The organism is Leptospira sanjuanensis (assembly GCF_022267375.1).
In the GTDB taxonomy this organism is placed as follows: domain Bacteria; phylum Spirochaetota; class Leptospiria; order Leptospirales; family Leptospiraceae; genus Leptospira; species Leptospira sanjuanensis.
Genome location: NZ_JAIZBH010000001.1, coordinates 2,634,116 through 2,652,291, shown reverse-complemented (window position 1 = coordinate 2,652,291; position 18,176 = coordinate 2,634,116). Strand labels below are relative to the sequence as shown.

The window sequence follows — 18,176 nt, the reverse complement described above, 5'->3', positions numbered from 1 at the left end:
TTTTCACATTTCCCTTTCAAATCGTTTTTACTTTGAAGGAAATTCGGTGGTTCTAAGATTTATTTTTTATTCGAGTTGTATGCGTTTACGATACAATCGTTGAACGGTTTACACTGAGACTTGTGATTTTCGAAACAAGCTGCGACTGCCGCCGTATGTTTTTTACAAGAATTCAAACAACCTGCTTTTACTTTCGTTTTTTCATCTGCGCTGAGTTTTCTCGGAGCGTTTTGCTCCACACAGCCAAAGTAAAAACCGCAAACTTCGTTACAAGTAGCGGATTGGGCTGACACGGAACCTGCCAGAAGGAAGAAAGAAAGAATCAATAGAAAGAGATGTTTCAACGTCTTCTCCTTTGAAACGATTAGCGACGCAGGGATTCGAACCCCGGACCTGCGGATTATGATTCCGTTGCTCTAACCAGCTGAGCTACGTCGCCGCTTTGTTTGGACCCGATAAAATCGGTTCCAGTGCTATTTTTTTCAGGGGAATCGCCCTGTCAAGGTTTCCTTCTAACCTAGGACTTCCAGATTTCGATCAGATTTTTCCATGCGGAAGCCGAGGAGATTTCCTCGATTTTTTTCGTCGTCAGTTCCGTGCGTTCCTTCCAACGTTCTAAAATCGAATTCATGATTGCCGACTGGATCGTTTTCCAATCCTCACGTGCGCCTTCGTGAAACGAAATCGTTTGGGAAGAATCCTGAGCCGCTTTCAATCGATCGAGTAATTCCGGAATTTCGAATTCTTCCAATTCTTCCTTACGAGTTTCTAATGTGGAATCGAGAATGTTCTTGGAAGTTTCGTATTCTTTTTGAAGGAGAGTGTGATAGAAATTCTCCTCTTCTCCCGCGTGCCTCGAAACCCGCGACGCAAAACGATGTTCCGTAAGATCTCTCCAAGATTCGTTCCTTCCGAAACGGGGAAACGAAGCGATCGTTTCCGTTTGCAAATCCATAGGCAAACGATTTTCAGAACCGCCGCCGCTCGTTTCACTCGCGGCGCCACCCGATCCGGCCTCGTTTGTTCCCGCATTTTCCCATGCATCCAATAAGGAAGAATTCAATACTAAAAACAAAAACGAAGCGCTCAACCACGGAGAAGCGGCAATCTCCAAGGAAGGAAAATTTCCCGATTGGTAGCCGGGAGAATTCTCCGCATCGATCCCCGCCAACGCCCCTCCGGAACGTTTGAACCAAATCGGAAGGACGGCACGATCGGTGTTCAGTTCGATCGTTACTTTAGAAAAATTGAATTCGATTTTTTCGGAGATCGTGGACAAAAGATATATCGCGAAAAGGGCGCGGGTTCCGTTTAATTTCGGAGTGAGTAAAAAGAATTCTCCGTCGCGTTCGATGATTTTTTCGACGAGACTTGCGGGAATGTCCAAATTCAGAATTTGTTCTAGCCCGAAAGAATCCCCGGTTATGATTTGAAATTCTAACCGATAGATCGAGGCGTTCCGAGTCGATTTCGTTTTCTGCTTTGCTTCGACTTCGATCTTTTCTTCCATCATCGCGATCTTGGAGGAAAGTGTGGATTCTTCAGTCGCGAAAGGGAAATAGAGGGATTCTCCCCATACGAATGCGGGGAAGAATTTGGACGGAACTCCGGCAAACGGAGGATTGACGATCTTCGATAGATTCGTAATCGAACGGGTGGGGGATTTTTCCGTTTCCAAGAGTTCGAAGCGTTCAAACCAAGATTCCGAAAACGCGATGCAATACTTCGCGTTTTGTTCTTCGGCCCAAGTTTTCAATTGGGCAAAAAATTTTTTCAAAGCGGCTTCGGTCGGTTCGGAAGTTTCGAATAAGGTCGTGAAAGTTTCGCGATCCATTCTTCGTTTTAACTCCGCTTCGGTAAGAAAATGAATTTGTCTCATGGATTTCTCGAACGCTGAATAATATTTATGCAGAATGTAAATTATCGGTACTGTCTTTGTACGAAAATTAAGCTAGTTGCCAATCGGATTGGAAAAAAGATAAAATCTGCTACCGCAGTGTATTTTAGGGCTTGCCTGCCTTTCAAGGAATTTTACTTTGATTCCGGATTCGTCCCGCAATCGGATAGAAGAAGGGAATTGTTCCCTTTTTTTCGGAAATCATCGGATTTCATTCCAATGGTACGATAATTGCTTAAAGTTTACAGACGCACGCTACGCGTGAATTAGAGATTAGTTATTAATACTCGAAGACAAATAGGAGAATAGAATGTCCAGAACACCTAGTGAAGTTATCGCATACGCCAAGGCGAATAACGTTCTTTTCTACGATTTCCGTTTTACGGATATCAAAGGAGCTTGGCACCACGTGTCTTATCACACAGTTGCTATCACTGAAGATTCCTTTAAAGGTTTACCTTTTGACGGAAGCTCCATTCCAGCTTGGCAGCCGATCGACAGATCCGACATGCAATTGATTCCGGATACGGATGCGATCTTCTTAGATCCTTTTACTGCGGATCCTACTCTTGTGGTTTTCTGCGACGTATTCGACATCTACAAAGGCGCACTCTACGAAAAATGTCCTCGTTCCATCGCTAAGAAAGCTCTGAAATATCTCGAGTCTTCCGGTCTTGCGGACACCGCGTATTTCGGTCCTGAAAACGAATTCTTCATCTTTGACAACATCAAAGTAAGAGACGCGATCAACGTTCAATACTACGAAATCGATTCTTCGGAAGGGATTTGGAATTCTCATACGGATTTCCCCGGTTCTACAAACACCGGTCACCGTCCCGGAACCAAAGGCGGTTACTTTCCGGTAGCTCCTGTGGACTCTCAAGTGGATCTGAGAGCTGCGATCGTTAAGACTCTTCACCAGATCGGTATGGAAACTTTCGTGGTTCACCACGAGGTTGCGCAAGGCCAAGGTGAGATCGGTGTGAAATTCGGAACTCTGATCGAAGCCGCGGACAACGTTCAAAAACTGAAATACGTCGTGAAGATGGTCGCGCATAACTACGGTAAGACTGCGACTTTCATGCCGAAACCTCTTTACGGTGATAATGGAAACGGGATGCACTGCCACCAGTCCATCTGGAAAAACGGCGTGAACCTTTTCGCGGGAAAAGGATATCAAAACCTCAGCGACACCGCTATGAACTACATCGGCGGGGTTCTTTCTCACGCAAAAGCTTGTGCGGCTTTCACAAACGCTTCCACAAACTCTTACAAGAGACTTCTTCCCGGTTTCGAAGCTCCTTCTATCTTAGCGTATTCCGCTCAGAACCGTTCCGCTTCCTGCCGTATTCCTTTCGTTAACGGAGACAAAGCAAGAAGAGTCGAGTTCCGTTTCCCTGATTCTTCCGCGAACCCGTATCTCGCTTTCGCGGCGATGCTGATGGCCGGTATCGACGGAGTTCAAAAGAAAATCGATCCGGGTCCACCTCGGGAAGAAGATCTTTTCGAACTTTCTCTGGATGAAATCCGCGAGAAGGGAATTCAGCAGATGCCTCACACTTTGAGAGAAGCGGTTGAGCACATGCTCCTCGACAGAGACTTCCTCAAAAAAGGAGACGTGTTCACGGAAGAATTCATTCAAACTTACAAAGCGTATAAGTTTGAAACTGAAATCTGGCCTTGGGAAGGAAGACCTCACCCGTTCGAATTCCTTACGACCTATTCCTGCTAATCGAAAAGGGCGTCGACTTTACGGAGGCGCCGTTTTCAAACGCAGAATCGAAAAAAAGCCCGGGATTTTTCTCGGGCTTTTTTTTAGGGAGAATTGTGCCTGTAAGAGCTCCGACGATTTTGCTGTAAAACAAGGTTGTCCCCACCCTAATTGGGTGGAGGAGGCGGGCTTGCGGGAGAAAATCGGCAGACTTTTCTATATCAGAGAATTCTTACATTTTCAAGAAAAATTCTCCTTGTGGGAACTCCTACTTTTACTGTTCGAGCACGGGTTTGTTGGCGTCCGGATGTTTGTTCAGATATTCCTTCACCGTATTTCTTTTCTTTTCTAAACGGGCCAAATGATCCTCGATGATCTTTCCGAAATCGAGTTTCCCCGTGATGATTTCATAACGTTCCGTCTCCAAGGTTCCCAGATCCAAGTCGTTGTCGATTTCGGAGGAACGATCCGCATATCTCTGAGCTTCTTTCCAATAGGGAATGGCTTCCTTATAAAATCCGTCGGCGACCTCGAAAGAGCGGTTCAGTTCGTATGCAAAGTCCAGGTTGTAAAAATACAGATGTCGCTTATCAAATTGGGACGCGATTCTCATGTAGGAACGCATGATCTGCAGATTGATGTGCATAAAAAGAAGGTTGCGGTATTTGTAATATTCGTCCTCGTCGGCGATCGGACAGAGCGCGTTCTTGGGATGACGAAAACGTTTCTTCAATCCGATTTTTAGGAAGTAAATATCCCTTCTCAGTTCGTTCTCTTTGTAATGGAGTTTGAGTCCGTAGAGCTGGTAATAATCCTCTAAAAATTTGGGCTCCCATTTATGGAGTTTGTAAGGAACCCAATCGGAGAATTTCGTATAAGGCCCGTTCTTCTCGTATTCGTAATTGTAGTCGAGGTCGATCTCGGCTCCAACCGGCGCGGTTTCCGCACCGATCCATATCCCCAAGAGGATACAATAGAAGAGTCTGAGAATTCCGGGGCGCATTCAGAATGATTTTCGGCAGATTCCGATTTTTAGGTGAGGGAGGAATCGCTGAAAAAACGGGGTAGCCCCTTCTCCCTTTCCGCAAAAAAAGAATCTTTTGAAAACGCATCCAGTCTAAACTACGAGTTCGGGCATGGTGCGTTTAGAATCGGGTTGACCTCTGATTTTTAAGCGGAAGCATAGTTCTCGAAACGATTTCGTATTTTTTGGTCGTTTGATCCGTGTTACTAAGAATCGCCCTATACAAGATTTTTCGACGCAGTTTTGCAGTTTGGGGGTTCCTGTCTTTTTTCACCGTTTGTCTTTCCTTATCCGCAGAAACCACTTCCGTTTCTTGGTTTTCCGAAATTCAAAAATCCGTTTCCGAAGGCGTTTCCAGCGGGGCCTTTGACTGGACGACCGGATTCGTTCTGATTTCCGGTGGCGTTCTCGCAAGCCTTTTACCGTGCGTTTATCCCTTATATCCGATCACGGTCGGAATCGTTCGGGCCAGGGGAGAAGGTTCCCCCCGCATTCTTCATCCTTCGATTTATTATCTCGGGCTCGTGGTCGTATATGCGTCGTTCGGCGTAATCGCCGGTTTTTCGGGCGGTGCGTTTAACGTCATTCTTCGATATCCGATCGTAAATCTCGGACTCGCGATTTTGATTTTTCTTTTGGCCTTGGGCTCTTTGGATCTGATCCATCTTCCTTTTTTCCAATCGAAAGAAGTGAAAACCGCACAAGGTTGCGGAGGAACGTTCCTTTTGGGGATGGGCGCGGGACTTCTTTCTTCTCCCTGCGTCGGGCCGGTGGTCGTCGCGATCCTTTTGCAAATCACCGCGGGGGCGGGGGCGATCACTGCCGGTTCGATTCTTTTGGCTTCGTTTAAAATGTTCTTATTCGGAGTCGGACTCGGATTTCCGTTTTTGATGATCGGAGTATTCGGCCTGAGTCTTCCCAAATCCGGAAAATGGATGCGCTGGATTCAGTGGGTTCTCGGTATTTTCGTATTATACTTTTCTTATACGTATTTTCAAAAGTCGTTGAGCGGTTGGGGAATTGCCGATTCTGCGATTCCGCCGGCGGCCCTGGGGATTTTGTTTTTGCTGGTTTGTCTCTACTTCTTTCTTCCGGAGGATTGGAACCGCTACGTAAGAATGAAGAAGGCTTTGTTTCTCGGCGGGGTCGTTTTGTCCGCGACGGGGCTTGTCATTCTTCTCGCACCGAACTTAGGCGGTTCTTATTCTGCATCCACGGCGGAAATCGAAACGAAAGGAAATCTTTCCTGGTTTCGAACTCCGGGTAAGGCTTACACGGAAGGAAAGGAAGAAGGTAAAAAAGTTTTTATCGATTTCTATGCGGATTGGTGCACGAACTGCAAGGCCTTTGAGGAGCTCACGCAAAACGATCCTGCTTTGAACGAGGCGTTGCGGGGCGCGGTTCTACTGAAGATCAAAGATCAGGATCCGATCTTTGAAACCTACGCGAACGATCCCCGTTTTGAAGAACTCAAGATCGGCCTTCCTTTCTTTGTGATCCTGGACGAACACGGAAATCTTTTGTATAAGAATACGGATTATCAGGACACGACCACGATGATCCAAACATTAAAGCGTTCGTTTTAAAACGCGACCGGACGAACGACCTGGATGCCGATCCGTAGAGAGGCATCCGCCGAGTTCTGAGAGTGAGGTGCCGATCCGTAGAGAGGCATCCGCTGAGTTCAGGAAGCGTTTTGCCGAGTTAACGCGCGGACTCGCCGTTTTAGGCGGCCGCACCTTCTTTCTGCCAGAGCTTGCCCTTGATGATGAAGAACGCTCCTGCCGCTATGATCGCGATCGAAACCCACTGAGACTGAGAAAAGCCGTGCCAATAGTATTGGTTCAAGAACGCGGGGTTCTGTTCCGCGTTCGGAATGTTCACGATCGAAGGAGGATCGATAAACGGAAACACCGCCTTATTCACTCTTAAAAATTCCACCATCAATCTTGCAAATCCGTGCAGAACCAAATACTGCGCCCCGATGGAAAACTTTTTGAAGTTCTGATTCTTTGCCCAATATTGAAAGTAAAAGAAGAACAAAAACGAAACGATGGATTCGATGAGAGGAGTGTTCCAAACGGGAACTCCGGAGGGATGAGCGCCGTGATAGTCGAAAACCAAAAGAGGAATCCGCACGTCGGTCGCAAATCCGTAACAGCCGTCGCCCGAAACCCAACAGCCCAATCTTCCGATCGCATAACCGATCGCCATACTCGGAACCGCTGCGTCGAGATACGCAGGCACGTCGAGTTTGAAGTATTTCATATAAAGAGATATGAAAAGAATTCCGAACAGAAACCCGCCGTAAAAAACAAGACCGCTTCCCGAAAACAAATTGTCCCAGAGGGCCATTCTACCCGGAAAACCGTACCAATGCGTTAGGGGATAGAGATACTTTCCGTCAAAGCCGGGAGTTTCCACGAAGATCTGATCCCAGATTTCAAATACGAAAAAAATCTTCGCGCCGACCAAGGTGCCTAAGATTCCCAAAAGAAGAAGCCAATCGGAATGCTCCGGTTCAAGACCTCTTCGTTTTAATTCCTTGGGAAGAAGATAAGACGCGGCTAAAAAACCCAACATCATCAGGATGCTGAACGTGGAAGGTCCGTCCCAATTGAAGAATTGTTTGAGAAACGGAACTGGAATTCTATCGATCATAGTGTAACCAATACTAACGATCGCAGGAATGGATCAACCCATAATCCTTTTTTAAAATAGGCAAAAGCGATTCCGAGAAAGCGAATTCTTTTCGTGAAAAGGAACGAAGAGAAAGAAGTCGAGGTCACTCGATGTTGATGAATTCCGCAGGATCGACGGGAGGATCTTGTCCCATGTGAACTTCGTAATGAACGTGCGGTCCGGTCGCCTTACCGGTGGAACCCACAAGACCGATGAGATCTCCCCGTTTTACGATCTGATTTTTTTCGACGAGAATCTGAGAACAGTGACCGTACACGGTAAAGATTCCGTTTAAGTGATTGATCCGAATGTTCTTTCCTAACCCGCCCGAAGACTGACCGGATTCGACGACGATGCCCGGAGCCGTCGCATAGATCGGAGTTCCTTCGGAGGAAGCGAAGTCCACGCCGGAGTGATGTTCTCCTAAAACAACAAGCCCGAACGGATCGACCCTTCCGCCGAACGTGGATGAAACGAAACCCACTCCGGGTTTTAAAGGACGACCCCTAGGAAGTGCGTAGAGAATGGATTCCCTTTCTTCGAGATAATCGAATGCGTTTTCAAACGCCTGACGAATCCGAAAGAGTTCTATGTTTTGCGCGGCAAAACCTTCGACCGTATTTTTGTAGAGCTCCAGGTTTGTTTCCGAATCCGGGATTTCTTTTTTGAGACGGAACTCGGGGATGACTTCGTATGTCAGAATCCGTTTCCAAGGAACCTCGTCCCAAGCGACGAGATTGAGCTGCTCCGTCTTTCTTTCCAGGCCGCGGATTTCCTTTTTGGCGTCCTGGAGAAGCATATCGTAGTAAAGATATTGACTGACATTCTCATCGCTCTTCTGAAAGAGGTCTTCGTCCGGACGATAGAAGAAGTTCAAGTAAGAAAGAAACACGAACGCCAATACGAGAATCAGACTGGAGAGGATTCCGAGGAACCAAGCCATAAAGACGTTGAGTTCGATACGAATCACGTTCTCATGACTGTGCGGAACGAGCAAAAAGGAGATCTTTTTGGAGCCGGATTCTTTGAACTTTTTGAACCAATTTTTGGATTTGAGAATTCCGACCTGCAAGCGCTCGGAATGAGTCAATTTGAGATCGTACTTTGCAGGGCTTGTCATAGATTTTTACTTGCAGGTAGGGGGATCGAAGGGATTATAGACCCATTCTTTATATGAAATTCCTGTCCAATCTGTTCAAGAAAAAAATAGGATCAGTTGAGGATATTCTCTCTCACCCGGACGGCAAACGCTACTACCGGGATGCCCACCTGATCCGCAAAAACATGATAGATGAGGACGCGGTCAAAATCATCCACAGGCTGAATAAATTCGGCTTCAAGGCTTATATCGTGGGAGGAGGGGTTCGCGACCTTCTTCTCGGAAGAAAGCCGAAAGACTTCGACGTTGTCACTAACGCGACACCGAATCAGATCAAAAAGATCTTTAATAACTGCCGTATCATCGGAAGAAGATTCAAAATCGTGCATATACTTTTCCGCGGAAAAGTGATCGAAGTCAGTACCTTTCGTTCCCTGCCTGACTACAGACTCGGGAAAGCCGTGGAGGATCAAGATTACCTCATCAAGAGAGACAACAAGTTCGGGACGCCACAGGAAGACGCGGCCCGCAGAGACTTTACAATCAATTCCTTATATTATGACGTAAGAAACGATTCTATCATAGACTACGTCGGCGGTTTTGAAGACATTCAGAATAAGGTTTTGCGAGTGATCGGGGATCCCGACATCTCCTTTCGCGAAGATCCGGTAAGAATGCTGCGCGCGGTTAAGTTCGCGGAGATTCTCGGATTGAATATTGAAAAGACGACCGCTAAGGCGATCCGTAAACACAAGATCGAATTGGAAAAAGCTTCCAGCTCGAGAATGCTGGAAGAATACAATAAGATCTTCCGTACTTGGAAAACCTCCCTGATCTTTCAGGGTATGGCCGAACACGGGCTTTTAGAAGTCCTTTTTAAGGAAGCCTTTGAAAAGGAAAGAAAGAAGAATTCCAATTTCGGCGAGAAGTTTCTCGAAACCAATATCGGAAAACGCCTTGCGATCGCGGACAAACTCCTGACCGAACGGGAGGAGATGACTCCTCATATCTTTTATTCTCTGATCTTTTCGGACCTCGCTTCGGAAGCATTACAAAAAGAGAATATGCATCTGGTTCCGGCCATCAAAAACAGTCTGGAACCGATCTTCAAACGTTTGGAAACCCCTAAAAAGGACAAGGATCGTTTGATAAAGATTTTTGCGAGCCAGCAACGATTCTTAAGCACCGAAGACGAAAAATCGTCACAGAATAATTTCTTCCGAATGAAGGATTATTTCTACGATGCGTTTATGGTCTTTAAGATCGGAGCGATCGCTGAAAACGACGAACAATCGATTCAGAGCGCGTTCTTTTGGGAAATTTCCGTTCGTAAAAGACCGATCCCGGTTAAGAAGTTTAGCGGGGGCGGTGGTGGAGGCGGCGGCCAACAGCAAGGAGGCCAGCGCCAAAACAAAAATCGGAATAAAAATTTCCGGAATCGCAATCGAGAAGGCGGCGGTCAAGCTCAACAAGGGCAACAATCTCAGGGAGAACGCGGGAATCGAAGAGAAGAATCCCCCGGCGGCGGAAACGAAACTTCCAGAAAAGCCGATCTGGATGATTCCATCGGAAACAACTCCGCGAACTTTCCCGGAGAGGATTAAGAAAATTCGGTCCGTCCGAGCCCGCGTCGTCGTAGGCGCCGTTCAAAGGGTGGATCGATGGCAGCGCCTGCGTCAGCAGGCGCGTATATTCAAAAAATTGTAAGTGTCGAATTCGCGGACTAAACGATCAAAATCTAAAATTCGATCGCTCGTTTTCGATTCTTAATTCTACGATTCTTGAAAATGACTCACCACAAATTGAAGGGACGTTTTGGACCGAAAGGTGGATTCTTCCAAAGAACCCCAGAGATCCAAGCTTCCCGCTCTGCTTAATAAATCCAAAAAATCTTTTCCGCGGTTCCAGATCAGGCATTGGATCGATTCGGGCGCACCTAAGATTCTAAAACGAACGTGTTTACCGTCCGTCATCGGTTTTGTATGATAGATCTTCGCGTTCTTGATGGAATAAAGAGGAACCGGATTCTCATGACCGAACGGCTCGAAGATAGAAAGTTCCTGAAAGAGTTTTGCGTTCAATTCTTCGGGTTGCAGAGTGACGAGACTTGGAGTTTGATCGAGCGCGGCTTGTTTTTGTTCTTCTTCGAGCCAATGGTCTGCGTTTTCGAAAACGACCTTTGCAAGCTCAGGGATTTTTTCGATTTCCAGGGAAAATCCACCGGCTTCCTTGTGGCCTCCAAATTGAAAAAAAAGCGGTTCCGCTTTTTTCAGAAGATTGAGGACGTTCTCCTTACCGTAGGAACGAATGCTTCCTTTTGCGTGACCGTGATCGGGAGTTATGAAAAGAACCGGGCGTTTGTATTCTTCCACAAGCCTTGTGGCGACGATTCCGGAAACTCCCGGTTCGAAGTCGGGTTCGTAACAGAAAAGGACGGGCTTTTCCGTTCTTTCTTTTTTCCGTTTTAGGAAACCGTCCACCTTGAATAAGTTGCGTTTCGTTCTTTCCCTTCGTTCCTCGTTGAGTTTTTGAAGTTCTTTTGCGCCGATCTGCGCACGCGCCGGATCTTCTTCCAGGAGTAAATTTAATGCGACTTCGGTCCGATTCATTCTTCCCGCGGAATTGATCATCGGGCCGAGTCCCCAGCCCAAGTCCTTGGAAGTCACGTGTTTGTCTGCGAGTTCCATCAATTGAAGGAGTTGAAAAAGCCCCTCTCTGTGGCGTGTTTCTTTGCGATAGAGTCTGAAAAGAATCTTACAGCCTTCGCGGACTATGATCCGGTTTTCTCCGTAGAGAGGCATCATGTCGGAGACCGTTCCGATCGAGGCCAGGTCGAAGTTCTGAAGATATTGTTCGAGGATCGCGGGGTAGTTTAGAAATTCATGATAGAACCATTCTCTTTCGGGGTAAGAGGATTTGAATACGAACGTTTCGTCCATGATCGGAAGATGAAATTTCGATTCCGCTTCCTGTCGATCCCCTTGAAAGAGAAGTTTACCTCGATATATTAGATAACCTGAAAATAGGGAATTTCCGTCGGGAATCCAAACCGCGCGGTTGTATTCTTCCAAAGAAGAATACAGGTAAGCCTGTATGAATTTGAGAGCCAGAACTGAGGTGCAGATTTTTTCGTTCGGATATTGCGAATCCTGCCGTTTCGGGGAAATCAGATAACAATCGGGAATCCGTTCCGGGATTTCGTGGTGGTCGAGGACGATGACCTTGATTCCGAGGGATGCAAGTTCGTCGATTTGAATGTGATTGGTCGTTCCGAAATCGAGAGTGATCAGCAGATCGGGTCGATTCTTTTTTACGAAATCGAGAGCGGCGGGGCATAGTCCGTAGTCTTCTTCGTTCGAAGTTTTCAGAATCAATTCTCCCCTGTGAATCCTTTTTAAAAATCCTCCGAGTAGGCTCGTGGAGGAAACCCCGTCGCAGTCCCGGTCGCCGAAGAGAAGAATCTTTTTTTCCAGGCGAACGAATTCTTTGAGAAGTTCGAGGGCCGGTTCGAGATCGGGAAGTAAAAACGGAGAAGGAAGTTCGCGGAGTCCGTGGTAGAGAAGATGTTCCGGATGGGATTTATCCCGAAGGTGCGTTTCGTAGAATCGATGTTGAAGCGGGCTGAGATGTTGACGGAACCCGGAAGGAACTAAGTCCTTTAAACCCGGGCCGTGTGAAAAAGGGGAAAGTTTTGGCATTCTTACATAGCGCTGTTTCCGCTGAATCTCGCTCCGGATTCGATTTCTAAATCGGGGGTGCGGATATCGCCGATCACTTTGCCGGTTTTACGAATGGAGACTTTTTCGTTTGCGGAAACGTTTCCTTTCAGATTTCCTTCGACTTCGAGGGTTCCTGTTTCAATGTCCGCTTCCACTTCGCCGGTGTCGCCTACGACGAGTTTTCCGGTCGTTTCAATCGTTCCTTTAAAGTTGCCCTTGATTTTGAGGGAGTTACTGAATTTCAGTTTTCCTCGGAAATGAATATCGTCTCCGATGATTGTATCGATATGTTCGTCGCTCATTCTGGCTCCAAGTTTTAGTTTTAGAGAGCCGGTTTCAAATGTTTTTTTGAGGGTTTGTCGGGGAATTGCGGAATTCAGGGTACCATTCCGTATAGTTTAACGCGTAAAAATGGGACGCCGGTTTGCAGCGGAGGCGTCGCGTCACCCGATTGTTGAGTAGATCTAGGGTGAGGATGTAACTGTAATACCGATGGAATGTGGGAACTCCCTCATTCATCGTTCTCTCGATAGAGTCTCCGACCCCCACGGCCTCCAACCACAGAAGATAATGAAAGAGAAAACAACGGGATACCCCATGAGCCTGTGCAAGTGCTCCCAAAAAAGTCCAACTCCCGGTGCTCAACCGAGCATTCACGCGCTTCATCCTTCGCGAACCAGAACTTGGCTGATACAAAGTCCGACCGGCTTTCTTACCGAGACGAGGTATTGCGGAAAGATACTTTCCATATCTCTGTAGCAAATAAGGAATTCGAAGCGGTAATTTTCTGGCTTCTTTCTCTGAGTAACGATTCCAGGTTTCTTCCGGAATCAAAAGTGTGACGGTTTCCGTATGCGATTCTTGCAGCCGTGAGGAAAGTTGAAAATCGGAACTTACCAGTAAATAACCCATACAGTAAGCGGTTCTCAAAAGAACAGAACGGTTCCTAAAACTTGGATTTTTTCTACAGAAACCTCCGCCACTCCGAAAAAAGTTTCATCCTAAACATCCTTCAAGGAACGAACGAGTCCCAATTGTATTGGGTTTTTGAATGTACCTTTGTCATTCGAACCGGAGGATTCAGCTCAATAAAACGGACCGATCCTTCCAATTTAAGGAACGACTTTTACAAAGAAAAAGGTTCGACTAAACTTTTCAAATCTCCTTGGAGAACGTTCAGATCCACAGGACCTTTAATTCCGCGAACCCGTCCCCTGCTATGATACTGCCATAGAATCCATCTTATATCCGAAAACGTATTCGGATGTTTGAATATATCCCGAATCCAAACGGAACGATCCTGAAAGTTCGAACCGATATAAAGATCGATGAATTCGTATGTAAGATATAAAATCGTCTTCTTACCGTAATGCGAGTCGACCGCTTTCAAAAAATCCGCGATCTCCGCGGAAACATTTTCCACAGGAGGCCTTTCCTTACAATTGCCGACGAACTCCAAATCGACGACGGGAGGCAAAGAATCGACTTCTTTCGGAACGGTTCGAATAAAATTCTCCGCCTGTTCCTTTCCGGATTTGCAGAGGGTGAAAAAATGATACGCACCCGCGGGAAAACCGTTGCGTTTCGCTTCCTTCCAATTGAATGCAAAGGAGCGATCCACAAAATCTCCTCCCTCGGTCGCTTTGATAAATACGAAAGAAATTTCCGATTTCGGAACCGCGCTCCAATCGATTTTTCCCTGATGGTTGGAAACGTCGATTCCACAGATCGGATATCGGGAACGGGAAGGTGAAACGAACCAAATCCAACCCCGATCCAAAAACTCATACAATCCGAAGCCGGCCGTTGAAAAGAATAAAAGCAAGAATGGAATGAAAAAGATTTTTTTGGATTTCATCGCTGTTCTTTTTTTTGTGTGAGATCCTACATTTATGAAGATTCGGAACTAGGCATGCTCGCGCAGTTTCGTATGAGTTCCCACATTAAAAAAAACCGGTTTTTCATACGGATGCGCCCTTCAACGAAGCCGCATCCACGCCGGACAACTTAAAATGCGGCGACTAAAATCGTCTCGATCTCGTTCTTAGGAAGTTCTCTCGGAAGCGAATCCAAAAACGGAAACGAAGCCGCAAGATTGGCGATCAACGGAAGATCGATCTTTCTCACTTCGTATTCAGAAAGCCTCTGCGGAATTTTGAGTTCGATAAAAATTTTACGGATTCCCTCCACGGCTTTGATCGCCGCCTCGATCACGGAGATATTCGTGATATCCTCGTCCAAGGCTCTCGCGATCATCACGTATTTACCGGCGGAGGAGGTGAGGTTGTATTCCATGACGTGGGGAAGAAGGATCGACATGGACTGGAAAATATCCAAATTCGTAATATTCGCACTTGCTAATGAAAGAGCGAAACAAAGTCCTAAGGAACTGGAGGACTGAGCGATTCCGGTTAAAAGACTCGCCGCATAGAGACCGTTCTTGTAGTTGATGTTTTTCGGATCGCGGATGGAAGGAATCAGGTTTTTTTGGAGAAGTTCGATTGCCCGAAGCGCGGATGAAATCGTAAGTTCCGTTGAAAACTTGGAAAGAATCGTATCCACCGCGGCAGCCAGAATTCCCACACCGACCTTGGAAATGTCCGTGGAACTCATAAAGGAGGAAATCTTAGGGTCCGCGATGATCAACTCGGGAAATAAAAGTTCGTGGGAGAAGTATTTCGTGATTCTTTCTTCCCCGAGAAGAATCGTTGAAATCGGTGAACATTCCAAACCGAAAACGGGATGAGTGGGAATCAGAATCAACGGAAGAGGTTTTTTCAGTTTCGCCTTCTTGTCGTTTAACATTTCTTCGGCGAAGATGTCGTTCGTTACAAGGAGCGCGATGATTTTCGCCATCGAGATGGATTCATAGGAACCGTAACCGATGATGCAATCCGCGTTCGCGATCTTGGCAAAGTAGGCGGCCGTATCCAATTCTTCCGGAGTGGGATCTTTCACGATATCGTCGTAAAGAATCACGCCGTCGATATGTTTTTCCAAACTGGTTTTGATGATGGAAAGTTCGTCCATATTCTCCAGCTCTTGTTGTGTGGAGAAGATGACCGTGCGGGAGCCAATATTTTTTACGAAGTTGCCCACTTTGTAGCCGCAGTCTGCTTCAAAGTGGATCTTGGGAGGAAATGTGTAGTTAACCCAATCGGGGAGTATCGGCATCGTCGTCGTCCCCCAGAGTTATCTGGTGAATCGGAATTCTTCTAATTTAAATAGAGGTAAAAATCAGTTTATCCGGAACGTTCTTATTGGCCCAACATGGTTTCTGAGATTCTATCGGCGATCGTATTCAATACGTCCGCACTCAGATTGTCGTAGTCCCCGTTCTTTAATTTTTCCTTAACTTCTTTGAGTTTAACGGAACGGTCTTGGTCGTCCGGAGTAGAAAGAATTTTGCGTGCTATTGTCTGAACTTCAGCTTGAAGTTTTGCTTCGGATGCTTTTTGTTTCGCGGTATCGGAAATAGAAACGTTGTCAAAAGCTTCTTTTGACTCAGCTTTTCTAACCGGAGTGGTTCTTTTCGGTTCGTATCCGCTTCCACCGATCCCACCGATTTTATCGATAGTCATGATTTGTTACCTCTACTAATTTGTATCGACCGATCCAAGAGAGCCTTTAAGCATTTTTTTCCGATTGGTATTGATTAAAACCACAAATTCGCCCTTATGAGCAAATTCCTTGGGTTTTCCGGATAGAATCGGGGAAAAATGGAGAATTTCCTCGTGAATTTTGGTCATTTCCCGGCCCATCAAATATTCGCAATCGGGGAACACCTCCTGCACCGCCGCGAGCGTATCTCCGATTCTGTGAACGGATTCAAAGATCATAATCAGCCCTTCGAACTCCTTCCACTCGGTAAGTTGATTTCTTTTTTTACCCTTCTTTTCGGATAAGAATCCCAAAAACAAAAACGGGTTTGCCTGCCACCCGGAAATTCCGAGGAGCGCAGTGAGGGCGCTCGCGCCGGGAATCGGAGCGATTTTAAAACCCGCTTCTCGGACGATCCGAATCAGATGAGAACCCGGATCGGAAACACCCGGAGTTCCCGCGTCCGAAACAAGGGCGAACGTTTTTCCCGCTTTCAATTCTTCTAATATACCCTGATACGGAGTTTCCGATTGATCCCGATACAGAGTGGAAGCGGGTGTTGTGATCGAATAGGATTGAAACAGTCTTCTGGAATGACCCGCGTTTTCGCAGAGAATTCGATCGGTGTTTTTTAAGATGCGAAGGGCTCGAAAAGTTAAGTCTTCCAAGTTTCCGATCGGAGTGGAGACCACATACAATGTTCCCGGTTCGAGAGGAATTTCGGTCGAAGTTTGTTCCGCCGATTCTTCCTCTGAACTCATAGATTACAGCCCGGTGGAGAAGAGCCCGAAGGACAAACGCAACCGGTTTCTTCCGCGCCTGCGACCGTACACGGATTACAGAGAGTTCCCACGGGACAGTTTTGTTTTACCGTCGTCGAACACGCCGCGTTGTTGCATTCGGACGGATTGCAGCTCGAACCGACCGGACAAAGATAAGGACGGGAAGACGCGCACATTCTCACGGGAGTGGAAGGATTCGAAAAAATCCCGCTGTTCATCAGCGCCCGCAACGTGAACGTATAAACCTCGCACTTGATAAACGGAAAAACACCCGGAGGAGGAATTTGATTTAAGATCCGATGTGTTTGCAGTTTTGCGGAACTCGTGGACGCTTCGGAAGCGAGGTGCGGGAAAGAAGGTTGAACCCCGTTTTCCAGATAAACATTTCCACCGGCCAAAGTTTCCGCGACGGAAGGGGCCGCCGTGGTAATGTAGAGATTGTAACCTACAAACTGCGGTTCGGCGTTTGTCACAAAATAACGAATTAAGAATTCCGGTTTATAGCTGTTCGGTTCGGAAACAAAGTCGATATCCTTTGCGACCGTATCGGTGATTCCTTCGTTGACCGCGATGACGCTCAAAAACTGGGGAACTCCAACCGGAGAAATAAAAACGAACGGCGACTGAGCCACGTCCGTATTCGTACCGCAACCGAATGAGATTCCTATAAAAAATAGGATTGGGAGAATCGCTGGACGGAAAATTTTCAGAAACATTTTTATCTTGCGCAGGATTTAATTTCTCAAAAATTAGAGAAGGATTCCGCTCTTCCGGATAGAATTTCCTAGTTCGGCGGTCTTACAATCAAAATTTCCCCGTTTTCTTCGGAGCTGTCGTCATGAGCATTCGTAAACTCGTTCTTTATTCCGGCATCGGCGTCGCACTCATCGCTTTGATTTGGATTCTATTTTCTTCCGATGATCCGAGCGAACGCGAACGAAAAAGCAGAGAAGCGGACAGCGTGGCCCTTCTTTTGGGCGGCGGAGGAAGTTCCTCCGGTTCTTCGTCTTCGGGTTCCTCCGGCGGACGCACCAACGATTCCATCTTTGATTCTTCCTTTTACAAGGCGGGTAAGGGAGAATATATCGAAAATCCCACGGGAGAACAAAAAGAAGCCGATCCGAACGCAGCCGACGCGGATAACCCGCTCAACCCTCAGACCAACAAACCGTACACCAATGAAGAGATGGAACGTTTCAGCCAGTTGCGCGAACGATTTCCGAACAACTCCTTGATTCCCAAAAAATTATCGCCCGCGGAAAAGGAAGCGAAGAAGCAGGAAGAAGCTCAGATTGCGGAAGCGGCGCGTAACGTGTATGCGAGGACCGCTTCTCCCGCTCAGATCCGTTCGTATTATACGCACATGGAAAAACAAACCCAGGATCGAATGGACATCATCAATTATCTCGTGGATCTTCAAAAGGGTTCGGGAGAAGAGGAAACCGAAAAGAAGCTCCAGAACATTCAGGATTCGATCAAGAATCAACTCCAGCAAGTGCAACGCGACAAGGAAAACGCGTTTAAACAAGCGGGATTGTAGAACTCAAATTTCCATCCTACGTCGGTTCTATTTTGGGCCGACGTTCCAGTTCGAATTTTTTTTTCAAAGCGGAAGGTTCGGACGTTCGATTCGTTCTTGGATCGAAGCATACGTCTTAGCGG

General features: G+C 46.7%; 17 protein-coding genes and 1 tRNA gene. 4 read left to right on the top strand and 14 right to left on the bottom strand.

The annotated features are described in order from the left end of the window. Nucleotides 1-59: 59 nt before the first annotated feature. The 3 genes from LFX17_RS11940 to LFX17_RS11930 form a co-directional block, all read right to left on the bottom strand. A complete protein-coding gene (locus tag LFX17_RS11940; RefSeq protein WP_238730454.1) occupies nucleotides 60-344 on the bottom strand; it encodes a Cys-rich protein in 285 nt (94 codons plus the stop codon). Between the two features lie 21 nt (nucleotides 345-365). After that, nucleotides 366-439 (bottom strand) — tRNA-Met (locus tag LFX17_RS11935). 78 nt (nucleotides 440-517) lie between these two features. Next, a complete protein-coding gene (locus LFX17_RS11930; protein ID WP_238746863.1) occupies nucleotides 518-1,879 on the bottom strand; it encodes a hypothetical protein in 1,362 nt (453 codons plus the stop codon). A gap of 328 nt (nucleotides 1,880-2,207) precedes the next feature. Here LFX17_RS11930 and glnA point away from each other — a divergent pair, with 328 nt between their 5' ends. Next, nucleotides 2,208-3,629, top strand: a complete 1,422-nt coding sequence (glnA, locus tag LFX17_RS11925; protein ID WP_238730452.1) for a type I glutamate--ammonia ligase — start codon at nucleotides 2,208-2,210, stop codon at nucleotides 3,627-3,629. 253 nt (nucleotides 3,630-3,882) lie between these two features. On the opposite strand, the gene LFX17_RS11920 is transcribed toward glnA, so the two are convergent. After that, nucleotides 3,883-4,611: a hypothetical protein gene (locus tag LFX17_RS11920; protein ID WP_238746862.1), complete on the bottom strand. Its 729-nt coding sequence runs from the start codon at nucleotides 4,609-4,611 to the stop codon at nucleotides 3,883-3,885. Nucleotides 4,612-4,832: 221 nt separating this feature from the next. On the opposite strand from LFX17_RS11920, the gene LFX17_RS11915 reads away from it, so the two are divergent. Continuing rightward, on the top strand, nucleotides 4,833-6,218 hold the full coding sequence (locus LFX17_RS11915) for a protein-disulfide reductase DsbD family protein (protein WP_238746861.1): 1,386 nt from the start codon (nucleotides 4,833-4,835) through the stop codon (nucleotides 6,216-6,218). A 139-nt stretch (nucleotides 6,219-6,357) separates the two neighbouring features. On the opposite strand, the gene LFX17_RS11910 is transcribed toward LFX17_RS11915, so the two are convergent. Further along, nucleotides 6,358-7,293 carry a prolipoprotein diacylglyceryl transferase gene (locus tag LFX17_RS11910; protein ID WP_238730449.1) on the bottom strand — a complete coding sequence of 312 codons (936 nt, stop codon included), beginning with the start codon at nucleotides 7,291-7,293 and terminating at the stop codon, nucleotides 6,358-6,360. Nucleotides 7,294-7,417: 124 nt separating this feature from the next. Then, complete coding sequence (locus LFX17_RS11905; protein ID WP_238730448.1) at nucleotides 7,418-8,434, bottom strand: M23 family metallopeptidase; 1,017 nt, start codon at nucleotides 8,432-8,434, stop codon at nucleotides 7,418-7,420. A gap of 53 nt (nucleotides 8,435-8,487) precedes the next feature. Here LFX17_RS11905 and pcnB point away from each other — a divergent pair, with 53 nt between their 5' ends. Continuing rightward, nucleotides 8,488-10,017 (top strand): polynucleotide adenylyltransferase PcnB, encoded by a 1,530-nt coding sequence (gene pcnB, locus LFX17_RS11900; protein WP_238746860.1) that lies wholly within the window; start codon nucleotides 8,488-8,490, stop codon nucleotides 10,015-10,017. Nucleotides 10,018-10,185: 168 nt separating this feature from the next. Here pcnB and recJ read toward each other — a convergent pair whose 3' ends face one another. From recJ to LFX17_RS11860, 8 genes are all read right to left on the bottom strand, one after another. Continuing rightward, nucleotides 10,186-12,111: a single-stranded-DNA-specific exonuclease RecJ gene (gene recJ, locus LFX17_RS11895; RefSeq protein ID WP_238746859.1), complete on the bottom strand. Its 1,926-nt coding sequence runs from the start codon at nucleotides 12,109-12,111 to the stop codon at nucleotides 10,186-10,188. A gap of 2 nt (nucleotides 12,112-12,113) precedes the next feature. Next, entirely contained in the window at nucleotides 12,114-12,434 is a 321-nt protein-coding gene (locus tag LFX17_RS11890) for a bactofilin family protein (protein WP_100763885.1), read from the bottom strand. A gap of 34 nt (nucleotides 12,435-12,468) precedes the next feature. Beyond that, nucleotides 12,469-13,044, bottom strand: a complete 576-nt coding sequence (locus LFX17_RS11885; RefSeq protein ID WP_238731586.1) for a DUF1564 domain-containing protein — start codon at nucleotides 13,042-13,044, stop codon at nucleotides 12,469-12,471. A 214-nt stretch (nucleotides 13,045-13,258) separates the two neighbouring features. Next, the gene (locus tag LFX17_RS11880) at nucleotides 13,259-13,990 is read right to left on the bottom strand and encodes a glycoside hydrolase family 25 protein (RefSeq protein WP_238746858.1); all 732 of its coding nucleotides are present in this window, start codon (nucleotides 13,988-13,990) and stop codon (nucleotides 13,259-13,261) included. Nucleotides 13,991-14,139: 149 nt separating this feature from the next. Further along, a complete protein-coding gene (locus LFX17_RS11875) occupies nucleotides 14,140-15,306 on the bottom strand; it encodes an iron-containing alcohol dehydrogenase (RefSeq protein WP_238730444.1) in 1,167 nt (388 codons plus the stop codon). 83 nt (nucleotides 15,307-15,389) lie between these two features. Continuing rightward, the gene (locus LFX17_RS11870) at nucleotides 15,390-15,713 is read right to left on the bottom strand and encodes a flagellar biosynthesis anti-sigma factor FlgM (protein ID WP_135572243.1); all 324 of its coding nucleotides are present in this window, start codon (nucleotides 15,711-15,713) and stop codon (nucleotides 15,390-15,392) included. 15 nt (nucleotides 15,714-15,728) lie between these two features. After that, nucleotides 15,729-16,493, bottom strand: coding sequence for a 16S rRNA (cytidine(1402)-2'-O)-methyltransferase (gene rsmI / locus LFX17_RS11865; protein WP_238746857.1), 765 nt, complete (start codon nucleotides 16,491-16,493; stop codon nucleotides 15,729-15,731). Next, nucleotides 16,490-17,230 carry an LIC11073 family putative lipoprotein gene (locus tag LFX17_RS11860; RefSeq protein ID WP_238746856.1) on the bottom strand — a complete coding sequence of 247 codons (741 nt, stop codon included), beginning with the start codon at nucleotides 17,228-17,230 and terminating at the stop codon, nucleotides 16,490-16,492. The genes rsmI and LFX17_RS11860 overlap by 4 nt, the downstream gene beginning before the upstream one ends. 122 nt (nucleotides 17,231-17,352) lie before the next feature. Between LFX17_RS11860 and LFX17_RS11855 the strand changes: the two genes are divergently transcribed. Further along, nucleotides 17,353-18,054 carry an LIC_20245 family lipoprotein gene (locus LFX17_RS11855; protein WP_238746855.1) on the top strand — a complete coding sequence of 234 codons (702 nt, stop codon included), beginning with the start codon at nucleotides 17,353-17,355 and terminating at the stop codon, nucleotides 18,052-18,054. Nucleotides 18,055-18,176 lie beyond the last annotated feature (122 nt).